Annotated in this window: 19 protein-coding genes, 1 tRNA gene and 2 other annotated features; of the genes, 17 read left to right on the top strand and 3 right to left on the bottom strand. The window is 37.8% G+C overall.

Annotation, left to right across the window (positions count from 1 at the left end; genetic code table 11):
- Positions 1–33 precede the first annotated feature (33 nt).
- The 13 genes from IGK72_RS08885 (at position 34) to IGK72_RS08825 (ending at position 18,076) form a co-directional block, all read left to right on the top strand.
- Positions 34–417: a MerR family transcriptional regulator gene (locus IGK72_RS08885; protein WP_002388239.1), complete on the top strand. Its 384-nt coding sequence runs from the start codon at positions 34–36 to the stop codon at positions 415–417.
- A gap of 42 nt (positions 418–459) precedes the next feature.
- Complete coding sequence (gene glnA, locus IGK72_RS08880) at positions 460–1,800, top strand: type I glutamate--ammonia ligase (RefSeq protein WP_002356929.1); 1,341 nt, start codon at positions 460–462, stop codon at positions 1,798–1,800.
- Between the two features lie 257 nt (positions 1,801–2,057).
- Positions 2,058–5,789 carry a pyruvate:ferredoxin (flavodoxin) oxidoreductase gene (nifJ, locus tag IGK72_RS08875; RefSeq protein WP_031323852.1) on the top strand — a complete coding sequence of 1,244 codons (3,732 nt, stop codon included), beginning with the start codon at positions 2,058–2,060 and terminating at the stop codon, positions 5,787–5,789.
- Between the two features lie 196 nt (positions 5,790–5,985).
- The gene (gene cdaA, locus IGK72_RS08870; RefSeq protein ID WP_430608922.1) at positions 5,986–6,870 is read left to right on the top strand and encodes a diadenylate cyclase CdaA; all 885 of its coding nucleotides are present in this window, start codon (positions 5,986–5,988) and stop codon (positions 6,868–6,870) included.
- Entirely contained in the window at positions 6,867–8,030 is a 1,164-nt protein-coding gene (locus tag IGK72_RS08865) for a CdaR family protein (protein ID WP_002356934.1), read from the top strand. The genes cdaA and IGK72_RS08865 overlap by 4 nt, the downstream gene beginning before the upstream one ends.
- On the top strand, positions 8,023–9,378 hold the full coding sequence (glmM, locus tag IGK72_RS08860; RefSeq protein WP_002356936.1) for a phosphoglucosamine mutase: 1,356 nt from the start codon (positions 8,023–8,025) through the stop codon (positions 9,376–9,378). Before IGK72_RS08865 ends, glmM begins: the two co-directional genes overlap by 8 nt.
- 229 nt (positions 9,379–9,607) lie before the next feature.
- The gene (locus IGK72_RS08855) at positions 9,608–10,159 is read left to right on the top strand and encodes an ECF-type riboflavin transporter substrate-binding protein (protein ID WP_002356937.1); all 552 of its coding nucleotides are present in this window, start codon (positions 9,608–9,610) and stop codon (positions 10,157–10,159) included.
- 100 nt (positions 10,160–10,259) lie between these two features.
- Positions 10,260–11,966, top strand: coding sequence for an ABC transporter ATP-binding protein (locus IGK72_RS08850; protein WP_002356938.1), 1,707 nt, complete (start codon positions 10,260–10,262; stop codon positions 11,964–11,966).
- Complete coding sequence (locus IGK72_RS08845) at positions 11,963–12,796, top strand: energy-coupling factor transporter transmembrane component T family protein (protein WP_002356939.1); 834 nt, start codon at positions 11,963–11,965, stop codon at positions 12,794–12,796. Before IGK72_RS08850 ends, IGK72_RS08845 begins: the two co-directional genes overlap by 4 nt.
- 443 nt (positions 12,797–13,239) lie before the next feature.
- Positions 13,240–15,048: a glutamine--fructose-6-phosphate transaminase (isomerizing) gene (gene glmS, locus IGK72_RS08840; RefSeq protein WP_002381698.1), complete on the top strand. Its 1,809-nt coding sequence runs from the start codon at positions 13,240–13,242 to the stop codon at positions 15,046–15,048.
- A gap of 310 nt (positions 15,049–15,358) precedes the next feature.
- A complete protein-coding gene (locus IGK72_RS08835; protein WP_002362084.1) occupies positions 15,359–16,597 on the top strand; it encodes an aminoacyltransferase in 1,239 nt (412 codons plus the stop codon).
- Positions 16,598–16,644: 47 nt separating this feature from the next.
- Positions 16,645–16,935, top strand: coding sequence for a hypothetical protein (locus IGK72_RS08830; protein WP_002356942.1), 291 nt, complete (start codon positions 16,645–16,647; stop codon positions 16,933–16,935).
- Positions 16,936–17,110: 175 nt separating this feature from the next.
- A complete protein-coding gene (locus IGK72_RS08825) occupies positions 17,111–18,076 on the top strand; it encodes a hypothetical protein (RefSeq protein WP_002378492.1) in 966 nt (321 codons plus the stop codon).
- Between the two features lie 87 nt (positions 18,077–18,163).
- Here IGK72_RS08825 and IGK72_RS08820 read toward each other — a convergent pair whose 3' ends face one another.
- The 3 genes from IGK72_RS08820 to IGK72_RS08810 all read right to left on the bottom strand — a co-directional run bounded on the left by IGK72_RS08820 (position 18,164) and on the right by IGK72_RS08810 (position 20,276).
- The gene (locus tag IGK72_RS08820; RefSeq protein ID WP_002383739.1) at positions 18,164–18,343 is read right to left on the bottom strand and encodes a hypothetical protein; all 180 of its coding nucleotides are present in this window, start codon (positions 18,341–18,343) and stop codon (positions 18,164–18,166) included.
- Positions 18,344–18,555: 212 nt separating this feature from the next.
- The gene (locus tag IGK72_RS08815; protein WP_430608780.1) at positions 18,556–20,046 is read right to left on the bottom strand and encodes a glucosyltransferase domain-containing protein; all 1,491 of its coding nucleotides are present in this window, start codon (positions 20,044–20,046) and stop codon (positions 18,556–18,558) included.
- Between the two features lie 157 nt (positions 20,047–20,203).
- Positions 20,204–20,276: transfer RNA gene (locus IGK72_RS08810), tRNA-Thr, on the bottom strand.
- 263 nt (positions 20,277–20,539) lie between these two features.
- Positions 20,540–20,785, top strand: a binding site (T-box leader).
- Positions 20,786–21,107: 322 nt separating this feature from the next.
- Positions 21,108–21,358 (top strand) — a binding site (T-box leader).
- Positions 21,359–21,443: 85 nt separating this feature from the next.
- Between IGK72_RS08810 and IGK72_RS08805 the strand changes: the two genes are divergently transcribed.
- Genes IGK72_RS08805 through IGK72_RS08790 form a run of 4 tightly spaced genes read left to right on the top strand, consistent with a single transcriptional unit; the run spans position 21,444 to position 25,274 of the window.
- Positions 21,444–22,514, top strand: coding sequence for a methionine ABC transporter ATP-binding protein (locus IGK72_RS08805; protein WP_002356948.1), 1,071 nt, complete (start codon positions 21,444–21,446; stop codon positions 22,512–22,514).
- 18 nt (positions 22,515–22,532) lie between these two features.
- A complete protein-coding gene (locus IGK72_RS08800; RefSeq protein ID WP_002359998.1) occupies positions 22,533–23,213 on the top strand; it encodes a methionine ABC transporter permease in 681 nt (226 codons plus the stop codon).
- A 19-nt stretch (positions 23,214–23,232) separates the two neighbouring features.
- Positions 23,233–24,066: a MetQ/NlpA family ABC transporter substrate-binding protein gene (locus tag IGK72_RS08795; protein ID WP_002356950.1), complete on the top strand. Its 834-nt coding sequence runs from the start codon at positions 23,233–23,235 to the stop codon at positions 24,064–24,066.
- Positions 24,067–24,080: 14 nt separating this feature from the next.
- Positions 24,081–25,274 (top strand): amidohydrolase, encoded by a 1,194-nt coding sequence (locus IGK72_RS08790; RefSeq protein ID WP_016627598.1) that lies wholly within the window; start codon positions 24,081–24,083, stop codon positions 25,272–25,274.
- Positions 25,275–25,535 lie beyond the last annotated feature (261 nt).

The following is a 25,535-nucleotide window of genomic DNA, read 5'->3' as shown; positions in this document are numbered from 1 at the left end:
ATTCTAAGAAATAACTAAGAGAGGAGGATGGAGATGAGAGAAAAAGAGTTACGCCGTTCCATGTCAGTTTTTCCAATTGGTACAGTTATGAAACTAACGGATTTGACCGCTCGACAAATTCGCTACTATGAAGAACAGGGATTGATTCATCCAGAACGTAGTGAGGGCAACCGACGCATGTATTCTTTAAATGATATTGATGTTTTGTTAGAAATTAAAGATTATTTATCTGATGGATTGAACATGGCAGGGATTAAGCGTGTGTATGAAATGAAATTAGAGGAACAAAAAAACACCGCCGAGGCAACTCGTCCGTTAACCGATGCAGATGTTCGTCAGATTTTATACGACGAAATCCTTTCGCAAGGAGGACTTACTCAGCAAAATCCGTTCCAATCGAATGTACCAAGGCTTTAACGTTTCAGCAGCCAATAAAAATGAAGGATGGGGATCAGACCGATGACAAGAAAAGCCAAAACGGCAGAAGAGATTAAACATATTGCAGAAGAGGAAAACGTACGTTTTTTACGACTAATGTTTACCGACATTATGGGAACAATTAAAAATGTTGAAGTTCCTGTGAGTCAGCTAGATAAAGTATTAGATAATAAAATGATGTTTGATGGGTCATCCATTGAAGGATTCGTTCGTATCGAAGAAAGTGACATGTATTTATACCCTGACCTATCTACATGGATGATTTTTCCGTGGGAAAGCGACCATGGAAAAGTTGCGCGCTTAATTTGTGATATTTACAATCCTGATGGTACCCCTTTTGCCGGAGATCCCCGCGGTAATTTAAAACGCGCCTTAGCAGATATGAAAGAATTAGGCTTTACTTCTTTTAACTTAGGACCAGAACCAGAATTTTTCCTATTTAAATTAGATGAGAATGGTGAAATTACCACTGACTTGAATGATAAAGGTGGCTATTTTGATTTTGCACCAACCGATTTAGGTGAAAATTGTCGCCGTGATATTGTTTTAGAGTTAGAAAGTTTAGGCTTTGAAGTGGAAGCTTCACATCATGAAGTAGCACCTGGTCAACATGAAATTGACTTTAAATATGCTGATGTAGTTGATGCTTGTGACAATATTCAAACGTTCAAATTAGTTGTGAAAACTATTGCGCGTAAACATGGCTTGCATGCAACATTTATGCCAAAACCTTTGTTTGGAATTAATGGTTCTGGTATGCACTGCAATATGTCATTATTTAATGAAGAAGGTAATGTTTTTTATGACGAGTCAGGAGAGATGGGCTTAAGCCAAACTGCGTATCATTTCTTAGGTGGTTTATTAAAACATGCCCGTGCCTATACTGCGGTATGTAACCCAACAGTGAACTCTTATAAACGCTTGGTACCAGGTTATGAAGCACCTGTTTATGTAGCTTGGAGCGGCAGAAATCGTTCACCACTCATTCGAGTTCCTGAATCTCGTGGTTTATCGACTCGTTTAGAATTACGTTCTGTCGATCCTTCAGCGAATCCGTATTTAACAATGGCTGTCTTATTACAAGCAGGTTTGGATGGTATTCGTAATGAACTTACGCCACCGCCAGCGGTTGATCGTAACATTTATGTGATGAATGAGGAAGAACGTCAACATGCACAAATTGAAGATTTGCCATCAACCTTACACAATGCCATCAAAGAATTACGTAAAGATCAAGTAATGATTGATGCATTAGGTCGTCATATTTTTGCCAATTTTGTAGAAGCGAAACGAATGGAATGGGCAGCCTTCCGTCAAACCGTTTCTGAATGGGAAAGAGAACAATATTTGGAGTTGTACTAAAAGCCGTTACTTTTAATAATCTTAATGTTTAGAAAGAGGAAGATAAGTCGAAACGCTTATCTTCCTCTTTCGTTCTTTAGTTTGTGAATGAATAGATAATTTCTATTTCACAAAATAAAGTAATTTTAATTCAGTGAAATAGTTTGTTTATAGGGGAAAAAGGGGGTTTTTCTCAATTTCTCTTTTATTTTTAAGCAAAAAAATTGACAAAATCTTTCAAAATTTGTGAAATTCCGCTATAATAAACAAGAATATGCGTGCAACTATTCTATTTTTTAGATATAAAGGATGAGAAAAACATGCGGAAAATGAAAACAATGGATGGGAATGCAGCAGCAGCTTATATTTCCTATGCTTTTACAGAATTAGCAGCCATTTATCCAATAACACCAAGTTCAACGATGGCTGAACTTGTTGATCAGTGGTCGGCCGAAGGTAAGAAAAATATCTTTGGTCAACCTGTGAAAGTAGTCGAAATGCAATCGGAAGCTGGTGCTGCCGGCGTGGTCCATGGCTCTTTAAAAACAGGCGCGCTTACCACGACCTATACGGCTTCACAAGGGTTACTTTTAATGATTCCTAATATGTACAAAATAGCTGGAGAACTATTACCATCTGTTTTTCATGTGGCGAGCCGAGCTTTAACTACGAATGCTTTAAATATTTTTGGTGATCAAGGAGACGTAATGGCCGCACGCCAAACAGGCTTTGCTATGTTGTCAGAAAGCAGTGTACAAGAAGTGATGGATTTGGCACCAGTGGCTCACTTAGCTTCGATTGAAGCGAGTGTTCCATTTATGAACTTTTTTGATGGCTTTAGAACAAGTCATGAAATTCAAAAAGTGGCAGTTCTTGACTATGAAGAATTAGCACCCTTAGTAAATCAAGAGAAATTAGCCGAATTTCGTCGTCGGAGCATGAACCCGAATCACCCTTCCGTTAGTGGAATGAACCAAAATCCAGATATTCACTTTCAACAACGAGAAACAATAAATCCTTATTATGAAAAATTACCTGGTATTGTTCAAAAATATATGACAGAAATTAACCGGTTACGGGGAACCAATTATGATTTAGTGACGTATTATGGCGCAGAAGATGCAGAAGAAGTGATTGTTACAATGGGTTCAGTTGCGCAAACAATTGAACAGACGGTTGATTATTTACAAGAACAGGGAAGAAAAGTTGGCTTCCTTAATGTCCATCTTTATCGACCATTTCCAGTTGAAACATTTCTCGAAAAAGTACCTCAATCAGTTAAAGCAATTGCTGTCTTGGATCGGACGAAAGAGCCCGGTGCTGGTGGTGAACCGTTATTATTGGATGTCCAAAGTGCGATGTATGAAGCGGACATTCGCCCAACAATTATTGGTGGGCGCTATGGGTTAGGTTCTAAAGATGTACTGCCAAATCAAATTGTTGCGGTTTTTGATGAATTAATGAAAGAACGTTCTGCCATGAAGAAGCGCTTTACAATTGGGATTGATGATGATTTAACTTATACTTCATTAGAAGTTGGCAAACCACTTGATTTGACGAATCCGAAAACCTATCAAGCTAAATTTTGGGGCTTTGGTTCTGATGGGACAGTAGGAGCGAACAAGTCAGCGATTAAGATTATCGGTGATCATACAGACAAGTATGCGCAAGGCTTTTTCTATTATGATTCAAAAAAATCAGGCGGGTTGACCGTTTCTCATTTACGTTTTGGCGAGACGCCTATTCGTTCAACGTACCTCATTGAACATTCTGATTTTGTGGCCTGTCATACGGCCGCTTATTTGCATACCTATGATTTAGTACAAGGGTTAAAAAAAGGCGGGACTTTCCTCTTAAATACCATTTGGAATGATGAACAACTAGCACGATTTTTACCCAATCAATTAAAACGGTATCTAGCTGAAAATGAGATTCAGTTTTATACAATCAATGCAGTGAAATTAGCTAGTGAAGTCGGACTAGGTGGGCGAATTAATACCGCAATGGAAACAGCTTTCTTCAAATTAGCGCAAATTATGCCTTTTGAGCAAGTGTTGCCAATTTTAAAAGAAGAAGCACTGAAAAGTTATGGTCATAAGTCCATGAAAGTTGTCGAAAAAAATATTCAAGCAATCGATAAGACCGTTGAATTGTTGCATCAGGTACCTGTTCCAGCAGAGTGGAGAACGCTTGAAGTTCAACCGCGAAAACGTTCAGAAAATGTTAGTGATTTTGTTCATGAAATTGTTGAACCGATTAATCGTCAAGAAGGGAATGCGTTATCTGTTGCGACACTAGCGAAAAATGGGATGACAGATGGGCGGATGCCTTTGGGAACTGCGGCAGTTGAAAAACGTGGAGTTGCATTAGAAGTACCTGAGTGGATTAGCAATCGATGTACTATGTGTAATGAGTGTGCCTTTGTATGTCCCCATGCGGCGATACGACCATTCTTAGCCGATGAAGAAGAAATGACTGAAGCGCCAGAAGGATTCATTGTGCGTGATTTACGTGGTGCCGACGGCTTGAAGTATCGTATCCAAGTCTCAGTCAAAGATTGTACTGGCTGTGGTCTTTGTGTTGAAGCCTGTCCAGCTAAAGGGAAAGCTTTAGTAATGAAACCTTATGAAGAAGAAAAAGAGCAGGCTATGAACTGGGCGTTTGCTATGACGTTACGTCAAAAGGAAAACCCAGCAAAACCGAATACTGTTTTAGGTTCGCAATTTAATAAACCTTTATTAGAGTTTTCTGGTGCTTGTTCTGGTTGCGGCGAAACGCCTTATGTTAAATTATTGACGCAAATGTTTGGTGACCGAATGCTGATTGCTAATGCAACAGGTTGCTCATCGATTTGGGGTGCTGCAGCGGGTGTGACACCTTACACTACTAATGAACAAGGACAAGGTCCAGCTTGGTCAAATTCTCTTTTAGAGGATAATGCCGAGTTTGGTTACGGCATGTTGTTAGCAACGCAAGCGCGTCGCGAACGTTTAGCTAGTAAAATGACCAAAGCTTTTTCTGTAGCCAGTGATTCTTTACGTTTATTGATGGAAGATTGGATAGCACATCTGTCCGAAAGTGAAGGTACGCAACAACGTGCAGCTAAATTACGTGCAGCTTTGCTTGAAGAAAAAACGAATCAACCTTTATTGGAAGCAATTTATGACGATCAAGATCTTTTTGTTAAACCAAGTCAGTGGATGATTGGTGGAGACGGCTGGGCTTACGATATTGGCTACGGCGGTATTGACCACGTGTTAGCTAGTGGCGCGGATGTAAATATGTTAGTTCTAGATAATGAAGTCTATTCCAATACAGGTGGCCAAACTTCCAAAGCAACTCCGGCATCAGCGATTGCGAAATTTGCTGCCAGTGGGAAGTATGCCTCTAAAAAAGATTTAGGGATGATGGCAATGACTTATGAAAATGTCTATGTCGCTCAAATTGCCTCAGGTGCAAACCAAATGCAGACGATTAAAGCTTTTGAAGAAGCAGAAAAATTCCCTGGACCATCGATTATTATTGCTTATACACCATGTATTACACATGGTTTAGCAGGTGGGATGAGTCAAACGTTGAAAGAAGCGAAAGACGCGGTTCATTCAGGTTACTGGTCTTTATATCGCTATAATCCATTATTGCGAGAAAAGGGCAAAGAACCAATGACATTGGATTTCAAAAAACCAGATTTTTCATTAATGAAAGAGTTTATGCGCCAACAAGTTCGCTTTGCATCCTTAGAATCTAGTCAACCAGATACAGCGGAATTGTTATTTAATAAAACAATTAATGATGCTAAGAGACGGTTCTATAATTATGCTCGTTTAGCTGGTCAAGAAGAAAAAATTCGAGCAAAACTTGAAAAACAAAGTGAACCAGAAATAACTGCGCCAGAGAACGAGAAGCCACGAGTGAAAAAGGAACGCGTAGTTGATCCGGAAGCGGAAGCAAGAAGGGCTGCCCGCCGCGCAGAACGAGCAGCCAAGAGAAAACAACGTGAGCAAGATTAAATAGAAATCAAAAAAACGTGTCTGAGCTTTTTGCTTGGACACGTTTTTTAGTTAGAAATGCGATTTTTTGATGAAAAATTTCAAGTTATTTGAAAAAGTTCCTAAATTTTTTTGATGTTTCCGCTTGCGTTCTGTGATGAAAGAAAATAATGTGGTATACTTGTTAGGAAATCTTGAGAGAGAAGTGAGGGGTATGATGTCGTTTCAATTGAATCAATTATTAGATTTGAATTATTGGCAGCAAGTCATCTCAACGGATTTCTTATCTAAGGATTTTGTTATCAATATCATAGATATCCTAGTCGTATGGTACCTCGTTTACAAATTAATCATGCTTGTTCGTGGAACAAAAGCAGTCCAACTATTAAAAGGTGTCGCTGTTTTTATCATTATCCGCATTCTAAGTGAGATAATTGGTCTACATACATTATCTTGGTTAATGAATCAAGTCATCATGTATGGTGTAATCGCCGCGGTTGTTATTTTTCAACCAGAAGTGCGAAGAGGGCTGGAACATCTAGGGAGAAGTTCGTTTTTCCGCCCGAATAAAGGTGTGCAACAAGAAGATGAGCGTATTATTCAGGCCTTTGACAAAGCCATTCAGTACATGTCAAAACGGAAAATTGGTGCTTTGATAACCATTGAACGCAATACCGGTTTAGATGAATACATTGAGACAGGTATTGATTTGGATGCCGATATTACTGGTGAATTACTGATTAATATTTTCATTCCAAATACACCACTACATGATGGTGCAGTGATTATCAAAAATGAAAAAATTGCTGTTGCTAGTGCGTATTTACCGCTATCAGAAAGCAATTTAATTCCAAAAGAATTTGGAACGCGCCATAGAGCCGCAGTCGGTATCAGTGAAGTCAGTGACGCCATTACGATTGTTGTTTCTGAAGAAACTGGTGACGTTAGTTTGACATTGAACAATGAATTAATTCCTGGTCTAACGCAAGAAGAGTATTTAACAATTTTGCGTAAGGAGTTAATTTCGGAATCATCGGAAGATAAAAAAAGTGCTTTGCAGCATTTTATCGATGATGTAACAAAGGGGGTTAAACGCAAATGAGAAAAGCCTCCCAAAAAAGCTGGTTTAATGGTTTGCTTTCATTGCTGTTTGCATTGTTGTTATTTTTTAATGCCAATGCAACAGGCAATAATCCCTCCAATTCAGGTTCAAGCCAAACGTATAGTGAAACATTGAATAATATTCCTGTCCAAGTCCAATACGATAAAGACAAATATTATGTCTCTGGATTTGAAGAGAGTGTAAATGTTCATTTACGTAGTGCGAACCGCATTCAATTAAACATGGAATCAAATGCTGACACACGAAATTTCCAAGTGGTCGCAGACTTAACCAAATTGCCATTAGGGACTTCGGAAGTGCCTTTGACAGTTCGGGGACTAAGTTCAGCTGTTACAGCTGAAATTGAACCGAAAACAGTGACTGTAACGATTGAAAAGAGAGTAACAAAAAAATTCGATGTAGAAGCACAACTTTCTGATAACATTGAAAAAGAAGGCTACAAAGTAAAAAATATTTCTGTAGATCCAAAAACTGTAGAAGTAACAACTGGAGAAGAAACAGCGAAAGCAATTGACAAAGTGATTGCGCCAGTCTCAAGTGCCAAACAAACAATTGATACGATTAAACAAACGGTAAATGTTCAAGCGCTAGATGCCAAAGGTCAAGTCCTAAGTATCGAAAATCCAGCACCACAAGTCAAAGTAACAGTAGGCTTAACTGCGCCAACAAAAGATGTACCACTGAATGTTAGTATGACAGGTACGCCACCAGCTGGGATCGCTCATTACAATTATAGTTTATCAACGTACCAAGTTAGGGTCAGTGGTCCGCAATCAATTTTAGATACGCTAGAATCAATTGAGGTACCGGTAGATATTTCTGATATTCGCAAAGAAACAAAACAATCAGTGACTATTCCCGTTAATGGAGAATACGTAGTTACACCAGATGAGGTTGACGTTTCTTTGAGCCCCGTGTACAATCAACAACAGTCATCAAATACAAATGAAACTTCAGAGGAACCTGCAAGTTCAACAACGGTTGGCTCAGGTAGCCAAGCAGTACAACCAAGTACATCCAGTCAAGTAGAATCAAATACTTCTGAAACAACAAGTGAGGGATCAACAGTAGAAAGTACAACTGCTGGTTCAACTGAAAATACAGAGAATCAAGTGACTAAGGAGAATCAAAATGGGTAAATATTTTGGAACAGATGGTGTAAGAGGAATTGCAAATAAGGAGTTAACACCTGAATTAGCTTTTAAATTAGGGCGTTACGGTGGTTATGTGTTGAGTCAACATGAAGATAGTTCAAGAAAACCTCGTGTTCTCGTGGGCCGCGATACACGTATTTCAGGTGAGATGTTGGAACAAGCATTGATTGCTGGGTTATTATCAGTCGGGATTGAAGTTTTCCAATTAGGGGTGATTTCAACACCTGGTGTAGCATATCTAACTCGTTTACAAAAAGCATCCGCTGGCGTAATGATTTCAGCTTCACATAATCCTGCGGAAGACAATGGGATTAAGTTTTTTGGGGCAGATGGCTTCAAATTAGTAGACGATCAAGAAGCAGAAATTGAAGCATTGTTAGATGCAGAAGAAGACACCTTACCAAGACCTTCTGCAGAAGGCTTAGGCTCATTAGATGAATTTCCAGAAGGCTTACTAAAATATTCGCAATTTTTAGTTCAAAGTATTCCTGGCGATTTAGCAGATATGACTGTTTGTTTAGATGCGGCCAACGGAGCAACTGCAACAGCAGTCAATCGTGTCTTCGCGGATTTAGAGACAGATTTCTATACAATGGGAACAAGTCCTAATGGATTGAATATCAATGATGGTGTGGGTTCCACTCATCCTGAAGCTTTGGCAGAAATGGTTGTTGAAAAAGGCGCAGATGCTGGTTTGGCTTTCGATGGCGACGGCGATAGAATTATTGCAGTCGATGAATTAGGACGAATTATCGATGGTGATAAAATCATGTATATTTGTGCTAAATATTTAGCTGAGAAAAAACGTTTGAAAAAAGATACAATCGTTACAACGGTGATGAGTAATCTAGGTTTCCATAAAGCTGTAGAAGAAATTGGCTTAAAAGATGTGGTAACGCAAGTGGGTGATCGCTATGTTGTAGAAGAAATGCGTAAAAATGATTACAATTTTGGTGGCGAACAATCTGGTCACATGATCTTTTTAGATTACAACACAACAGGTGATGGCATGCTTTCAGGGATTCAATTGTTGAATGTTATGAAGCAAACGGGCAAAAAATTATCTGAATTAGCGGATGAAGTGACGATTTATCCACAAAAATTAGTCAATATTCGTGTCACAGATAAAAATGGTGCAATGGAAGTTCCGGCAATCAAAGCAGTTGTCGAACAAGCAGAAGCAGAAATGAATGGCGAAGGTCGTATTTTGGTTCGTCCTTCTGGAACAGAACCATTGTTACGTGTGATGGCTGAAGCGCCGACACAAGAAAAAGTTGATTATTACGTTGATAAAATTGCCGAAGTAGTACGTGCAGAAATCGGCGTTGAATAAGAACCAATTAGAAACCAGACACTTAATGCTAGCTTGCGTTAAGTGTCTGGTTTCTTTGTTGGAAATCAAAAAAAGAAAATAGCTAATAAGCTCCGTCTATCATTGACATAGAGCGGTTAAAAGGGTACTATTTTAGAAGTAAGATGCACCGCGTATCTTCTTTTTTTATTTGATAAAATCAAGAAGGGAGCGGCTGTAAATCAATGGAGTTATAGAATGGAGGAGCGAAATGAAAGAAAAAATGTCCGTCAAGACAATTGTAGCAATTGGAATTGGCTCTGCAGTTTTTGTTATTTTAGGTCGATTCGTTGTAATTCCAACTGGGATTCCTAATACGAACTTAGAAACGTCGTATCCATTTCTTGCTTTAATGTCAGTTGTTTTTGGACCAGTAGCTGGAGGGCTAATTGGTTTGATCGGTCACACATTAAAAGATTTTACCACGTATGGTAGCGCTTGGTGGAGCTGGATTATTTGTTCAGGAATTATTGGTATTATTTTTGGCTTCGCTGGTCGTAAAATGGATCTTCAACATGGTGAATTTACAACAAATGACATGGTGCGTTTCAATATTTTCCAAGCCTTTGGCAATATCGTCGTTTGGGGCTTAATCGCGCCTAGCTTGGATATTTTGATTTATAGTGAACCCGCAAGTAAAGTGTTTACACAAGGCGTATTCGCGACTGTTTCAAATATTGTCGCTGTGGGGATTATTGGAACATTGTTGATGAAAGCTTATGCATCAACAAGAACAAAGAAAGGCAGTTTATCAAAAGATTAAGAAACTGTCGAAATAATTTAAATGGTTAAGGGTCTGCCCTAGTAATTACTTTGCTAATGCTCAGACCCTTTCTTTTATGGAGAAACTGAGGTGAGGCCGAATGAAAAAACCAATCATTACTTTTAATAATTTTTCCTTTCAATATCATAGCCAATCTGAACCGACATTAAAGGGGATTCAATTAACCATCTATGAAGGAGAAAAGGTTTTAATCGTTGGGCCTAGTGGTAGTGGTAAATCAACATTGGCGCAATGTATCAACGGGTTAATTCCCAATATTTATGAAGGTGAGATTCAAGGAACAGCTACGGTTGCTGGTAAAAATATCCAAGAAACAAGTCTATTTGATTTGTCTTTTGATGTAGGAACTGTTTTGCAAGATACCGATGGGCAGTTTATCGGTTTAACGGTTGCTGAGGATATTGCTTTTGCTTTAGAAAACGATGCAGTTGAACAAGCAGAAATGAAAAAAGCGGTCCACAAATGGTCCGAGATTGTTGAACTGAATCAGTTATTGCAACACCGTCCACAAGATTTGTCAGGTGGTCAAAAACAACGTGTATCTATGGCGGGCGTTCTAATTAACCAATCAAAAATTTTACTTTTTGATGAACCTTTGGCTAATCTTGACCCACGAGCGGGACAAGAAACAATGACTTTGATTGACACCATTCAACAAGAAACAAAAGCGACTGTTTTAATAATAGAACATCGCTTAGAGGACGTTCTTTGCGAATCAGTTGATCGAATTATTGTCATGAATGAGGGCGCAATTATTTCTGATACAACGCCAGATGAATTGTTACGTCAAGATACGTTGACCCAACAAGGGATTCGTGAACCTCTGTACGTTACAGCCATGAAATATGCTGGGATTGATTTAACACAAGTTAGTCATTTAGACAAATTAGCCGAAGTGTCAGGCGAAACGGTTTTGCCTAAAATGACACAGTGGTCTGTCCAACCTAGTTCAGTTAGTGCAGTCAAAGGAGCTGAACTATTACGTTTGGAACAAGTGTCCTATCAATATGATCGTCACGGTGAAAAAGTGTTAGATGACTTCTCAGTAACTATTCATCATGGAGAAATGATCAGCATTGTAGGAAAAAATGGTGCCGGGAAGTCTACACTTTCTAAAATAATTTGCGGGTTCATCACGCCTCAATCGGGCAAGATTTTATGGGAAGGACAGGATTTTTCCAATTATTCAATCAAAGAACGTGCAGATAAAATTGGTTATGTGATGCAAAATCCCAATCAAATGATTTCTAAAAAAATGATTTTTGAAGAAGTAGCTTTAGGATTAGTTTTACGAGATGTGCCACAAGCAGAAATTGAGGAACGTGTGACGAATATTTTACATATTTGTGGGCTGTATCCCTTCCGGAACTGGCCGATTTCTGCGTTGAGTTTTGGGCAGAAAAAACGGGTAACTATTGCATCAATCTTAGTTTTAGAACCTGAATTATTAATTTTAGATGAACCAACAGCTGGACAAGATTTTAAACATTATACAGAAATGATGACATTTTTAGAAGAATTGAACCGCTTAGGTGTGACTATTTTAATGATCACTCACGATATGCACTTAATGTTGGAATATACAACACGTGCGTTAGTAGTTTGTGATGGACGTTTACTAGCAGATGCGACTCCAGTTGCTGTTTTAACAGATGAAAAATTAATTCAAGCAGCTTCTTTAAAAGAAACGAGCTTGTTTACCTTTGCTAAAGCGTTAGGCTTGGAAAATCCCTTGCTATTTACGGAAAAATTTGTTGCTTACGATCGTGAGGTGCGTTTTGGATGAGTGAACGACAAATGTTAGGCTATCATCCTGATTCAACCTGGATTCATCGCTTAAACGGCACAAGCAAATTAGTCTTTTTAATCGTTGTCTCTGTGGCTTGTATGACCACGTATGATACTCGTTATCTGTTAGGAATGTCTGTGGTTTCGCTTGTTTTGTTAAAATTATCAAATATTAAATGGCATCAAATATCTTTTGTTATTAAATTTATTGCTATTTTTTCTTTGTTAAATATCTTAACGGTTTACCTTTTTGCACCTGAATATGGGGTTGATTTATATCAATCACGTACCGTGATTTGGGAAGGAATCGGACGGTTTACTTTGACACAAGAAGAATTATTTTATGAATTTAATTTAGTTTTAAAATATTTCTGTACGATTCCGTTGGCATTAATCTTTTTATTAACAACAAATCCTAGTGAATTTGCCTCCAGCCTGAATCGAATTGGTGTGAGTTATCGGATTAGTTATGCAGTAGCGCTGGCTATTCGTTATATTCCCGATATCCAAGAAGATTTTTTTAATATTTCTTTAGCACAACAAGCGCGAGGTTATGAGATGTCTAAAAAGGGACGGTTAGGCCAACGAATCAAAGGCGTAGCACAAATCGTTTTACCCTTAATCCTATCTAGTTTAGATCGAATTGAAACTGTGAGTACCGCTATGGAATTAAGGCGTTTTGGTCAAAAGAAAAATCGAACGTGGTATGCGCAACAACCTTTTCATCTGCGTGATTTTTCGGTAATGATACTTGCCTTATGCTTATTAGGAATCAGTTTCTGGTTGTTCCATGTGAATGGTGGCCGGTTTTATAATCCATTCCAATAAATAACAAATTGATAAGGTTCTATAAATAGAACGGATATTTTTTTATTATTAAGAATCTAGTACTTTCGCTTACTATGAGTGTACTAGATTCTTTTTTTTACAACTTTAAAGAACTAGACCAATTTTCGGTTTTTAGATTTTTGTTGACAAGTACCTACTTTTAATTGTATGATTGTTTATGTTTCTACGGAATATATTTACAAAGGAGGTATATAGACCAATATCGGATAGCGCCAGACCTGAACGTTCAGGTGACGAGGAGAGAGCTTATCGAAGATTCGGCGGGTGGCTCTAGGGACTGCACTCTACAGATAACAAAGAAAAACTAATTGTGAAGTTAGAACAAAGCGGTTATCACGCAGGTAGAAACATATAATGGGATTTGCTAGTTAAACAGGACCTAGTAAATACAGAATTTCAATTGGAAAGTAGGAATTAGCATTATGTGTGGAATTGTCGGAATGATTGGAAAAGAAAATGTCACGGAAAGTTTGATTCAAGGATTAACAAAATTGGAATATAGAGGTTATGATTCTGCTGGGATTTGTGTGAATGATCAAAGCCAACAGCCCCATGTAGTTAAGGCAGTTGGGGGCATTGCCGATTTAGCAGCAAAATTAACGCCAGAAATCGATGGAACAGTTGGTATTGGTCATACTCGTTGGGCCACTCATGGCGAACCAACTGTCGCCAATGCACATCCCCATGTTTCAAGCGATCAACGCTTTGCATTAGTGCATAATGGTGTCATTGAAAACTTTGAAGAATTAAAAGAACAATTTTTAAGTGGTGCTCACTTAATTGGTGATACAGATACTGAAATCGTCGTTCAATTAATTGCTCATTTTGCTGAAAATGGTTTTTCAACAAAAGATGCTTTTAAAGCGGCTTTAGCCGAAATTAAAGGTTCATACGCTTTTGCATTAATGGATAAAATGGACCCCAATACTATCTACGTAGCGAAAAATAAAAGCCCGTTACTTATCGGTCTAGGTGAAGGCTTTAATGTTATTTGTAGTGACGCGATGGCGATGATTAAAGAAACCAATCAATTTGTTGAGATTGTTGATGGTGAAATTGTAACTGTTACAGCGGACAAAGTAGTAATCGAAACGCCAGAAGGACAAGTAATCAACCGAGAACCTTTTGAAGCGCAATTAGATTTAAATGACATTGAAAAAGGAACATATCCGTTTTATATGCTCAAAGAAATTGATGAACAACCTGCAGTGATGCGCAAAATTGTTCAAGCGTATACTCAAGGTGAAAAAGTGACTTTAGATGAGGCGTTACTTGAAAAAATTAATCAATGTGACCGAATTTACATTATTGCTTGTGGGACAAGTTATAATGCAGGTTGGGTCGGAAAATCTTTAATTGAAACGATTGCCAGTATTCCTGTGGAAGTTCATTTATCAAGCGAATTTGGCTACAACATGCCTATTTTATCTGAAAAACCGTTCTTCATTTTCTTAAGTCAAAGTGGTGAAACGGCGGATAGTCGCCAAGTACTGGTACAGGTTAATGAATTAGGGCATCCATCACTTACATTAACAAATGTTGCTGGCTCAACATTATCACGTGAAGCGGACGATACCTTGTTATTATACGCAGGACCAGAAATTGCTGTCGCTTCCACCAAAGCTTATACTGCTCAAATCGCTGTCTTAGCTATTTTAGCAAAAGCAATTGGCGAAGAACGCCAAACATTAGCAGCCGTCTCATTTGATGTGGCTCACGAATTGAGCGTGGTAGCAGCTGTCATGGAAACCTTGATTGATGAAAAACAACAAATGAAAGCCTTAGTGGAAGATTATCTGACGTATACTCGAAATGCCTTCTATATCGGGCGAGGAGTCGACTATTATGTGTCGATGGAAGCGGCCTTGAAGTTGAAAGAAATTTCCTACATTCAAGCAGAAGGCTTTGCGGCAGGTGAATTGAAGCATGGAACGATTGCCTTAATTGAAGAAGGAACACCTGTGATTGGGATTGTGACAGATGCCAAAGTCGCAGCCCATACAAGAGGCAATTTAAAGGAAGTCGAAAGTCGTGGAGCAAGAAATATTGTGATTGCCTTGGAATCCTTGGCAAAACCACAGGACCAACTGATTATTCCAGATGTTCATCCGTTACTTTCTGCCTTAGTTAGCATTGTTCCAGGCCAATTATTAGCGTACTATGCAACCTTACAAAGAGGCTACGATGTTGATAAACCAAGGAACTTAGCCAAAAGTGTAACTGTTGAGTAAATCAAGAACCTGAGAGAAATATGTTTAACGGGTTTTCATGAGTTTTAATATCTGAGACAAAAATCACTTTAGATTTTTGTCTCAGATATTTTTTATAAAAGAAAGATATTCAGTCAAAAATGAAAGATTCCAAAGAAATTCTTTTTTTCCGTTGAAAACTGTTTGCATTTTAGCAAAATTAGATATAATTAATAAGAACCGAAAAATAAGAATTAGCCAGTGAGGTAACTTTGTTTGAAAGAAAGCAAAAAGTAGGTTAAGCTGAAAAGTGCTAATTTATTTAACAAAAAAAGATTGTGAGTTGTTTGATATGGATCAGTTTAGTACATTAACTGAACAAGAATTTACTACCTTTGCAATGACACATCCTGCAGGTAACTTTTTAGAAACACCCGAAATGAAACATTTATTGGAACGACGTGGCTGGCATTGTGAATACGTTGGCGTCAAACGAGAAGGCCAACTAATTGCTGCGTGTATCCTAAGCAAGAAAAAAGTCAAAATTGGTTATGCTTTCGACATTGACGGCGGAATTTTGATGGATTATACAGATAAAAAATGTGTAGAAGCCTTTTTCACAGGCTTAAAAAAATATGTGAAAAAAAATGATGGCCTTTATTTAACCTTTACTCCAAATAAACAAATTTGTTTACGTGATTTTAATGGCGGTGAAGTTGAAAAGGTCAATCAAGAAACATTTGACTATTTCACATCAATTGGTTTTGAACACCAAGGGTTTGATGTGCACAATTTTGATGGCGCGCCACGTTGGCTGTTTGTTAAAGATATGGCTGGATTAACAGAAGAAGAGCTCTGGAAATCTTATGGAAAAGATGCTAAATATGACATCAAGAAAACATGGGAATATGGAGTAACAACCCGAGAACTTCGTTACGAAGAGCTACCTCTCTTTAAGAAATTAACGGAAGAAACAAGTGCACGACGTAATTTTGAAGATAAGGATTTAGCTTATTACCAAGCTGTTTATGAAGAGTTTGGCGAACGAGCAAAATTTATGGTGGCGGAACTAAACTTTGCTACTTATTTAGAAAATCTTCATGAGAAATTACGCAAATTACAAGAGACGCTCAACGAAGTCAATGAAGCGTTAATTGCCAATCCTAAAAGCCGTAAAAAAAATAACCAGAAACGTGAATTTGAAGATGAAGTTCGTACCGTGCGCAAACGGATTGACGAGGCTAAAGAAATGAAAACATCAGATGAACCTGAAATTTTAGCAGGTGCCTTATTCATTGTTCATCCACAAGAAGTTGTTTACTTGTTTAGTGGTACGTATGAAAAATATAAACAATACTATGCACCGTATTTAATTCAACATAAAATGTTAACTTACACAGTAGAAAATAACATTCCCAAATATAATTTTTATGGCGTTGACGGTGTCTTTGATGGAAGTGATGGGGTTCTTAAATTCAAACAATCCTTTGGCGGTCATGTCGAAGAATTAATGGGCAATTTCCAATGGAAAGCCAAACCAATGAAATATGCCTTATATCACGCATTAAAAACAATTAAAGAAAAAGTCTAAAATTAAAACCCAATCCTTAAAAAGGAATGGCAAAGTGAGGCGTTTAAATGGAAAATCAAGTCGAGGTTATGACGTATGCACAGTTAAAAGAAATTATGCAGGTGTTAGAAGCAAACGAAGCGATTACAGAAGATACAAAAGTCTTTATTGATACAGGCTGGGATAGCGTGCAAGAAGTAGCCCCAGATGCAGTCAGTATTGAAAAAGTTGCTAAATTTACAGTAGCAGATGTTTTAACAAACGAAAGTTTTGCTGGCTATAGTTTAGAAGAAAAGGCGGAGAAAATGAACGCTGAGGGCGACCTAGAAACGGCAATTATTATTCGTAATCTTTACTAAAAAAGTCCGTTTGAATAGTTAAAATCGAGGTCGGGACAGAAGTGTATAGCTCCGAGCAACGCGTAGTGTTGGTTCTGTTCCCGCCGGTTATCAGGTTTTGAGCCTGGAGCAAAAATCCAAAGTGATTTTTGTCCCAGGCTCATCTGCTTTAAATAAGAAATAAAGGAGGTTAGATATGAGTACCATTCATGAATTTCCAAAAAACTATGAACGTTTTATTGCACAAGGAGAAGAAGCACTTGTAGAACATAATCAGATCGCCGCTTTAGAAAATTTTCAACAAGCCTATCAGCTACAACAAACGCCGCCAGTAAACCAAAAAATTGTCCAATTATTGTTGGAAATGGGTGAAGCTGACGAAGCACTAGCATTGGCAGAAGCGTTCCAAGAGACTTATTTTGAGAACCTTGAAACAGCGGCAATTTATATGCAAATTTATAGTCAAAGTCGTCGCTTTATTGAAGGGTATATTTTATTGAAGCAATTACTTCAAACTAAAAAAATAACGCTAGCACAACAAAAAACGTTAGAACAGCAATTAATGCAAGTGGAAGAGGCGTATCAACAATTAGAAACGCAGCAAATTCAAGCAATTAAAAGGAACTTGTTAGTAAGCGATCAATTGCCCGTTTATCAACAATTAGCGAACATTAAAACCAGTTTATATTTGCCTAAACCAGTATTTGTGGAAGTCGCAAAAGATTTAGTTATGAACCAAGCACTTAGTTATTTTGCTCGGGAATGGTTCATTGAAGAATTAGCACTGTTGCAATTTTCAGAACCACTGACTTTTCTTTGGTATGACAATCAGCCTCAGACAGTCTTACTAGAAGGAAAAACTGGACCGTTAAATACGCCGATCTATTCCGAAATTTGTACTGAACTTAGGAATCGTTTAGAAAATGATGATCCAATTATGCTGCAGCATTTGGAAGAAGAAATTCGGTTGCATCTTGCCTATTTGTATCCATTAGCAGAGACGGTTATTTCAGATCCAACTATCTGGGTCTGGGGTTATTTGGCAACCTATTATCCTGAATATATTGAAAAAGAATTGACTGAAGCAAAAGGCCATCAAATCGATGCTGTTCAAAAAGTTCAACAGGCGATACGAACGGCATTTACACAAATAATGCTTTAAAAAATGGCACGTCCTAAAAGCGAGGACGTGCCATTTTTTCGGTTTCAGAAATTTGCTGAATCTGCTCTAATTGCTTTTCTTGACTGATTATTGCGGATAATAGAAAAAAGCAAGACAGAAATAAGTAAAAAGAATTCCTTGAATCAAGCAAATCACAACGAACAATGGCGTTGCTCCTGGAAAAGAATCAGAAATCCGTGTAATTAAAAATTCAACTAACCATAAAATCATTGAAAATAAAAATAATTTTTTCTGACGAGTTCTCATAGTCCGCAACAACCTTTCTGGTGATTTTCACTTCTCTATCATAACATAGAAAACGAGCTGTTTTTTCTCAAAAATTTTGTTACTTCATAAGAAAAATGGGAAATAAGCAAGTTTCAGGAAGTACTAGCTTTACCGAAAAGAATACTTAATCCATCTTAATCAAACCATACAGTCACGTTTATTGCAAAAGAAGTGTTTTTGGATGGAACAAATTATTTCATAAACACAAATATTTCTTTGTTGTTTGTATAAATGTCATAAAAGTGATTACTTACTACTTTTTGATTTTTAGACATATCCGTATCGGTCAGTGGTGCCATCTCTAATCCTAAATTCGATGAAGTATTGAACCAAACGTAATTAGGGAAGTATAGACCGTCATTTGGTGGCACAATTTTTGAAAGAATTGGGTAGTTTCGACTTGTATTAGCATAAACAGTTGAATTTTTGAAAAACGTATTTAAATAAACTTTTTTTCGTTCGTTTGTTACAACATTTTTTAAATCATCTGTTAAAACAGCTGCTTGGCGATTGAATGCTTCTTTTTGATAGTTTAATGTGGAAGAATACACCAAAACAAACGATAAAATATAATAAGATAACAAGCTGGCCACAAGTAACGAAGTTAGATAAATTGCTTTCACTTGTCGATTGTTAAATAAACTTAACATGCTGATTGTAACGAAAACAGCAAATCCGTAAATATAGCGAGGCGCATCACCTGCGATATTTCTTGAATAGACAATAAAAATGCCAAAACTTAAGAGAGAAGCAAGTCCTAAATACAAGATACAATAAAGGAAACTTAAGCCTAAGTTGATTTTGCTATTTGATAGATGACTAATAAAAAATAAAACAAGCAGTAGGAGCAGTAATAAAAGCCATAAACGATTACTCTGGTTCAATAGCTCTGAAAAATAATGGTAACTATTTTGATAAGCCACACTGGGAATATCGTGCAAACTTGGTAAGGCCTGACTGCCCCCAATGTTGTTTGTTGCGGAAGGTACAAATTTTAACTCGATAAGGTAGCTGACTATAGAAAGTAGATAAGCGATAGCAGCAAGTGCGACTTTTTTGCAAAGAGCAATGAAATTTTCTCCAGCAAGTAACTGCTTGAAAGTAAGGAATAAGACGATAACTATATAAATTCCTGACGAGGCTTGGTAAGTATTAAACATAACAAACAGTGAAAAAACAGAAACCAAGAAAAACGTAAAAGAATTACGCTGCCACCAATAAAAAGGAAGAAACGAACAAAAAATACTCAATGTCATATAGGGACTATCAAACCTGAAACTAAGACATTGGAGGAACCAAGGATTGAGGCCAATTAAAGTAGCTACTAAAGAGGAACCCCAGCTAATTTTTTGGTCATTGATGATATAAATTGCCAGTATGCTTGTGAGAGATAAGATAAGACCTGTTAGAATCGGTGTGGTCAAGCCCAGATCTGTCAAATGACGACTTCCTTGAACAAACCATGAGAGAAATTCACTGCCCCAACGTGCGTAAGTCGTACCAAAATCTGTCATTCCAGCGACTTGGCGAGCATTATCATCTAAGTAAGGGAAATTGATAATGCCGATGGATAAAACTGCCACTTGATAAATTAAAATGATCAATAGAAGATAGGCTTTATTTTCAATACACCAATTCTTTAAATCAAATTTTTTTGATTCTGTAGGTAATTGTTTCATCATTGTACTCCACTCCAATAATTATTTAACAATTAAAATATACCATAACGAGTGGAATGAAGAAATTGCTTTTGTTATTTTCTCATCTTGACAGAACACTAAGGGTAGGCAAAACAAAAAAATCCCAACTCTTTATTAAAGAGTTGGGATTTTACCAAAAAGCCACCTGCCGGGCTTGAACCGGCGACCCCCACCTTACCATGGTGGTGCTCTACCAACTGAGCTAAGGCGGCACTTTCAAAGGCTAAACTAACTCGAGGATTGCAACGAAGTGAAACCCATAGAGTTCATTTTCAAAGGCTACACTGCGACGAGTAATCGTCAAAGTTCCTTTTGAAAAATCGTACAAATCTCGTGCACAAGAAATAGAATAACGTATAGACGAAAGTTTGTCAATTGCTCTTTCGTAAAAAAAGAAAAATGATTTTTTTCTAAGAAAAACTGTTGACAATCTCTTTTTTCTCTAGTAAAGTGTAAATCAACATCACAGATAACTATTCATTCGTTGAAGAGAAGAGTAAATTTTGATGACCTTCAAAAGAGAGTCCTGATTGGTGAAAAGGGACAAGGTTCAGAAAAGTTGAAGATGGCCTCTGAGAATAAATTGCTGATAAGTAAGCAATTTCGGCTAAGCACCCGTTACCATGTGCACCAAGTTAATAAAGACTTGGATAAGAGATGAGATATAAAGAATCAGTTATATTTCAAAAAAAGGTGGTACCGCGAATCATTCGCCCTTTACTAGCAAAACGCTAGTGAAGGGCTTTTTGCTGTGAATCACTACGACTGGCGCGAAGCGACAGAGCAGATGATGTCTGCGATTACTCGACGCAGGATGGCCTTTGTGAGTGATGAACAGTACAAGGTGACCGAAGGGCAAGTTGTGTCATTTGCACGAAAGTGTTCCTACGATTCTCGTCACAGTCAAATCCTGTTGAGCACTACGACTGATGCAAAGAGAGAGAGTAGCTATTATCTGCGATTACTCGATGCTTGAAGGGGTAGTAACTCTAGTCTGTTTGATTTTGAAAATAAACGAAAATCAGTTTAAAATGAATAGAAATAAAAAAGCAGTGATATAGTAAGTACAAGACTTGATTTGTCTAACAGAGAGCCTAGGTAGCTGAGAATAGGTGACAAAGACGTTTTGGAAAATGGCTATTGAGCAAGCGCTCCGAGTGTTAAACACAAGGCGGCGACGGGGGCTCCCGTTATCGAGCTAGGGTATCGAACATATTGTTCCGTACTTGAAAAGGGAATTTGTGTGAGCAAGTTCTGAACATGAGGTGGTAACACGCAAAAAAGCGTCCTCAACGATACAACTCGAGTTGTGTCGTTGAGGATGCTTTTTTCTTTTTTATGAAAAAATGCAGGTTGGTAAGAATGAAGGGGGATAAAGAATGATTGAACTAAAAAATATCAGTGTGACATTTCAACAAAAAAAACAAGAAATTCAGGCTGTCCAAGATGTTTCTTTGACAATTGATAAAGGGGATATCTACGGAATCGTTGGTTATTCCGGTGCTGGAAAAAGTACGCTAGTACGGGTAATTAATTTATTGCAACGACCAACAGCGGGCACCGTTATTATTAACAAAGAAAATATTTTAACTTTTTCTAAAAAGGAATTACGACAACAACGAAAAAAGATTGGAATGATTTTTCAACATTTTAATTTGATGAAAGAGCGGACTATATTTAGTAATATCGATTTTTCATTAAAATATTCTGGGCTAAGTAAAAGTGAACGGCGTCAAAAAATCAGCCATTTATTAGAGCTAGTTGGACTAAGTGAAAAACGGGACGCTTACCCCAGTCAACTATCAGGAGGGCAAAAACAGCGGGTTGCGATTGCCCGCGCTTTAGCAAATGATCCTGAAATTTTACTTTGTGATGAAGCGACGAGTGCGTTAGATCCAAAAACAACGGGACAGATTTTAGCTTTGTTAAAAAAGTTAAATCAAGAACTGAACTTGACGATTGTCTTAATCACCCATGAAATGCAAGTGGTTAAAGAAATTTGTAATAAAGTCGCGGTGATGGAAAATGGCTGCGTTGTCGAATCAAACGATATTGTTTCGATTTTTAGTCAACCCCAACAACCTTTAACAAAAGATTTTATTCGGACAGCAACTCATATTGACCAAGCATTAACAACAATTCTTGAACATCCTAAATTAGCTGATTTAGATAAAAATCAAGAATTAATTGAATTTTCTTATGTGGGGGATCAAACGAATGAGCCATTAATTGCACAATTGTATAGCCAATATCAGGTGTATACGAATATCCTTTACGGCAATGTCGAAATTGTTCAAAATGTTCCTATTGGCCATTTAATTGTGGTGCTTTCTGGTGATGAGGCCCAGCGTCAACAAGCCCTTACTTATTTAGCGAAACAAGGCGTGCGAACCAATGTTTTGAAAACCTATCAGCAAACGAAGCAAAAGCAGAATTTACAGGTGATTTAAAAAAGGAGTGAACTGAGAATGTATCAATTATTTGAGAAATATTTTCCGAATGTTGTCCAATTAAAACAAGAGTTTCTTCAAAGTACATGGGAAACATTATACATGGTTTTTTGGACAGCATTGATTGCTGGTGTGTTAGGAGTCTTGTTGGGTGTCGTGCTTGTCAGTACTGGCCCCAGTGGTGTTTTGAAAAATCCACCCCTGTATAGTGTCTTAGAAAAAATTATTAATGTTTGCCGCTCTATTCCTTTCATTATTATGCTCGCACTGATTCAACCATTAACACGAATTTTGGCAGGAACGACAATTGGTACAACCGCAGCGTTAGTCCCATTAGTTATTGGCGTAATTCCGTTCTTCGCGCGCCAAATTGAAAATGCGTTATTAGAAGTGGATCCTGGCGTTATTGAAGCGGCAGAAGCAATGGGGACGAGTCCCTTAGGGATTATTTTTCGGGTTTATTTAATTGAAGGGTTACCAAGTATTATTCGTGTTTCAGCAGTGACAATTATTAATTTGATTGGATTAACAGCCATGGCAGGAGCGATTGGAGCCGGTGGTCTGGGCAACTTAGCGATTACTCGAGGATACAATCGGTTTCAAACCGATGTGACATTTATGGCCACGTTAATTATTTTAATTATGGTATTTATCAGTCAAGCCATTAGTAATCAATTAATCAAAAAAACATCACATTAGAAAAAAGGAGAAATGACAAATGAAAAAATTTAGTAAATTAATTGGACTTATTGGGGTATTAGCTTTTACGATTGCAGGTTGTGCATCGGGGTCTGCGAAGGATACTAAGGAAGAAACCGTTAAACTAGGGGTTGTAGGAACAAAAAATGATGAATGGGAATCGGTCAAAGACCGTTTGAAAAAGAAAAATATTGATCTACAATTGGTAGAATTTACAGACTATACGCAACCAAATGCAGCATTAGCAGAAAAAGAAATTGATTTAAATGCCTTTCAGCATCAAATCTTTTTAGACAATTACAATAAAGAACATGGGACGAAATTAGTATCAATTGGCAATACAGTCAATGCACCATTGGGAATTTACGCTAATAAATTGAAAGATATCACGAAAATTAAAGACGGCGGAGAAATTGCTATTCCTAATGACCCAACGAATGGTGGGCGGGCGTTAATTTTATTACAAACTGCAGGACTGATAAAAGTTGATCCTGCGAAACAGCAATTACCGACTGTCAGTGATATTACTGAAAATAAACGCCAATTGAAAATAACTGAATTAGATGCTACGCAAACGGCGCGTGCTTTACAAGATGTCGATGCTTCAGTGATTAATAGCGGCATGGCTGTCGATGCTGGGTATACACCAGATAAAGATGCTATTTTCTTAGAACCTGTAAACGAAAAAGCGAAACCTTATGTGAACATTGTCGTGGCTCGAGAAGAAGATCAAGAGAATAAACTTTATCAAAAAGTTGTAGAAGAATATCAACAAGAAGAAACGAAAAAGGTCATTGCGGAAACATCAAAAGGCGCCAATGTTCCGGCCTGGGAAACATTTGGTAAAAAATAAAGGAGGCATTTATAATGAGTACAACAACGATTCAAACAATCCAAGAAGCTATTGCTACAGAAAAGGAATGGATAATCCATTTAAGACGTCATTTTCATCAATACCCTGAAGCAAGTTTAAAAGAATATGAAACGATTAAGCGAATTAAAAAAGAACTACTAGCCTTAGCTATTCCTTTTGTAGAAGTAGGGGAAACGGGTGTTTTAGCAACCATTGAAGGAAGTCTTGGCGCTGGCAAAACGATTTTGTTACGTGCAGATATTGATGCGTTGGAATTGCCAGATGCAACAGGTGCTGCCTATGCTTCTAAAAATCCAGGACTCAATCATGCTTGTGGACACGATGGTCATGCGGCAGCATTGCTAGGTGCAGCTAAAGTGCTCAAAAAACATCAGGATACCTTTTCAGGAACGATTAAACTGGCCTTCCAGCCAGCTGAAGAAATTGGTGCAGGCGCTCGACAATTTGTGGAAGGAAATTATTTAGAAGCAATCGACCAAGTGTTTGGGATTCATTTAGATTCTAGTGTGCCGGTCGGAAAATTAGTCGCTACCAAAGGCGCCACCAACGCCTCTTGTGATATTTTTAAAATTGAAGTCAGTGGTCAAAGTAGTCACGTCGCCCAACCACAGAATGGCCGGGATGCTGTTTTAGCAGCGGCCAGTATCGTTGTGGAATTACAAAAAATTGTAGCTCGCGAGATTGATCCTTTAGATTCTGTCGTAGTAGGAATTGGCGTTTTACAAGCAGGAACACGCTATAATATTGTAGCAAACCAGGCAACCATTGAAGGTACTGTTCGAACATTTAGTCAGGAAACGCGCCAATTTGTTTTACAACGAGTCGAAGAAATTGCCCATGAAATTGCCCAGTCTCATCGCACAGAAATTGCTGATTTTTCTGTTTATGCAGCAGCGAATCCATTAATTAATGAAGAACAAGCAACCAACCGTGCACAGCAGGTAGCCAGTGAAATTGTTGGTTTTGAAAATGTTGTGACCGATCATCCTAAAAGTTTAGGGGCGGATGATTTTGCTGATTACTTAGCGGTAATTCCTGGTATCTATGGACGGGTCGGTTCACGAAACCCTGAAAATCCTGCTACTCATTTTGGACACCATCATGAACAATTTGATATTGATGAACGTGCCTTACTTTTAGCAGCAGAGTACCACGTACGCTATGCATTAAACTATTTATCAGAATAATAGGGATAGGGAGCCGACAAAATGATTGTTTGTGGGCTCCTTTCGTTATAAACCAACGTGGCTTGCTTTCTTGTCATACTATGGTAGAATACAAGCATAAGAAAGGTGATTCACATGTTTTTTGTTTTAACTGATAAATTAACAAGAAAAGTAGCTCCCGATAGTTTAAGAACAGATGAAGCACTGTTGTGGAGCCGAGCAATTAATTTCTTCATCGCTTGATAGCACATTTTTTGACTAGAAAAGCTAGTCTTATTTGAG

Origin of the sequence: Enterococcus sp. DIV0183 (genome assembly GCF_050541505.1) — a bacterium.
GTDB classification, from domain to species: domain Bacteria; phylum Bacillota; class Bacilli; order Lactobacillales; family Enterococcaceae; genus Enterococcus; species Enterococcus faecalis.
This window is presented reverse-complemented; position numbering and strand designations above follow the sequence as displayed.

Excerpts from the sequence above, each read along its gene's own strand:
- IGK72_RS08835 (WP_002362084.1), top strand. The coding sequence starts at position 15,359 with ATGGATCAGTTTAGTACATTAACTGAACAAGAATTTACTACCTTTGCA.
- IGK72_RS08805 (WP_002356948.1), top strand. The coding sequence starts at position 21,444 with ATGATTGAACTAAAAAATATCAGTGTGACATTTCAACAAAAAAAACAA.
- IGK72_RS08815 (WP_430608780.1), bottom strand. The coding sequence starts at position 20,046 with ATGATGAAACAATTACCTACAGAATCAAAAAAATTTGATTTAAAGAAT.
- IGK72_RS08830 (WP_002356942.1), top strand. The coding sequence starts at position 16,645 with ATGGAAAATCAAGTCGAGGTTATGACGTATGCACAGTTAAAAGAAATT.
- IGK72_RS08845 (WP_002356939.1), top strand. The coding sequence starts at position 11,963 with ATGAGTGAACGACAAATGTTAGGCTATCATCCTGATTCAACCTGGATT.
- IGK72_RS08795 (WP_002356950.1), top strand. The coding sequence starts at position 23,233 with ATGAAAAAATTTAGTAAATTAATTGGACTTATTGGGGTATTAGCTTTT.
- glmS (WP_002381698.1), top strand. The coding sequence starts at position 13,240 with ATGTGTGGAATTGTCGGAATGATTGGAAAAGAAAATGTCACGGAAAGT.
- IGK72_RS08800 (WP_002359998.1), top strand. The coding sequence starts at position 22,533 with ATGTATCAATTATTTGAGAAATATTTTCCGAATGTTGTCCAATTAAAA.
- cdaA (WP_430608922.1), top strand. The coding sequence starts at position 5,986 with ATGTCGTTTCAATTGAATCAATTATTAGATTTGAATTATTGGCAGCAA.
- IGK72_RS08820 (WP_002383739.1), bottom strand. The coding sequence starts at position 18,343 with ATGAGAACTCGTCAGAAAAAATTATTTTTATTTTCAATGATTTTATGG.
- IGK72_RS08855 (WP_002356937.1), top strand. The coding sequence starts at position 9,608 with ATGAAAGAAAAAATGTCCGTCAAGACAATTGTAGCAATTGGAATTGGC.
- IGK72_RS08825 (WP_002378492.1), top strand. The coding sequence starts at position 17,111 with ATGAGTACCATTCATGAATTTCCAAAAAACTATGAACGTTTTATTGCA.
- glnA (WP_002356929.1), top strand. The coding sequence starts at position 460 with ATGACAAGAAAAGCCAAAACGGCAGAAGAGATTAAACATATTGCAGAA.
- IGK72_RS08865 (WP_002356934.1), top strand. The coding sequence starts at position 6,867 with ATGAGAAAAGCCTCCCAAAAAAGCTGGTTTAATGGTTTGCTTTCATTG.
- IGK72_RS08850 (WP_002356938.1), top strand. The coding sequence starts at position 10,260 with ATGAAAAAACCAATCATTACTTTTAATAATTTTTCCTTTCAATATCAT.
- IGK72_RS08885 (WP_002388239.1), top strand. The coding sequence starts at position 34 with ATGAGAGAAAAAGAGTTACGCCGTTCCATGTCAGTTTTTCCAATTGGT.
- IGK72_RS08790 (WP_016627598.1), top strand. The coding sequence starts at position 24,081 with ATGAGTACAACAACGATTCAAACAATCCAAGAAGCTATTGCTACAGAA.
- glmM (WP_002356936.1), top strand. The coding sequence starts at position 8,023 with ATGGGTAAATATTTTGGAACAGATGGTGTAAGAGGAATTGCAAATAAG.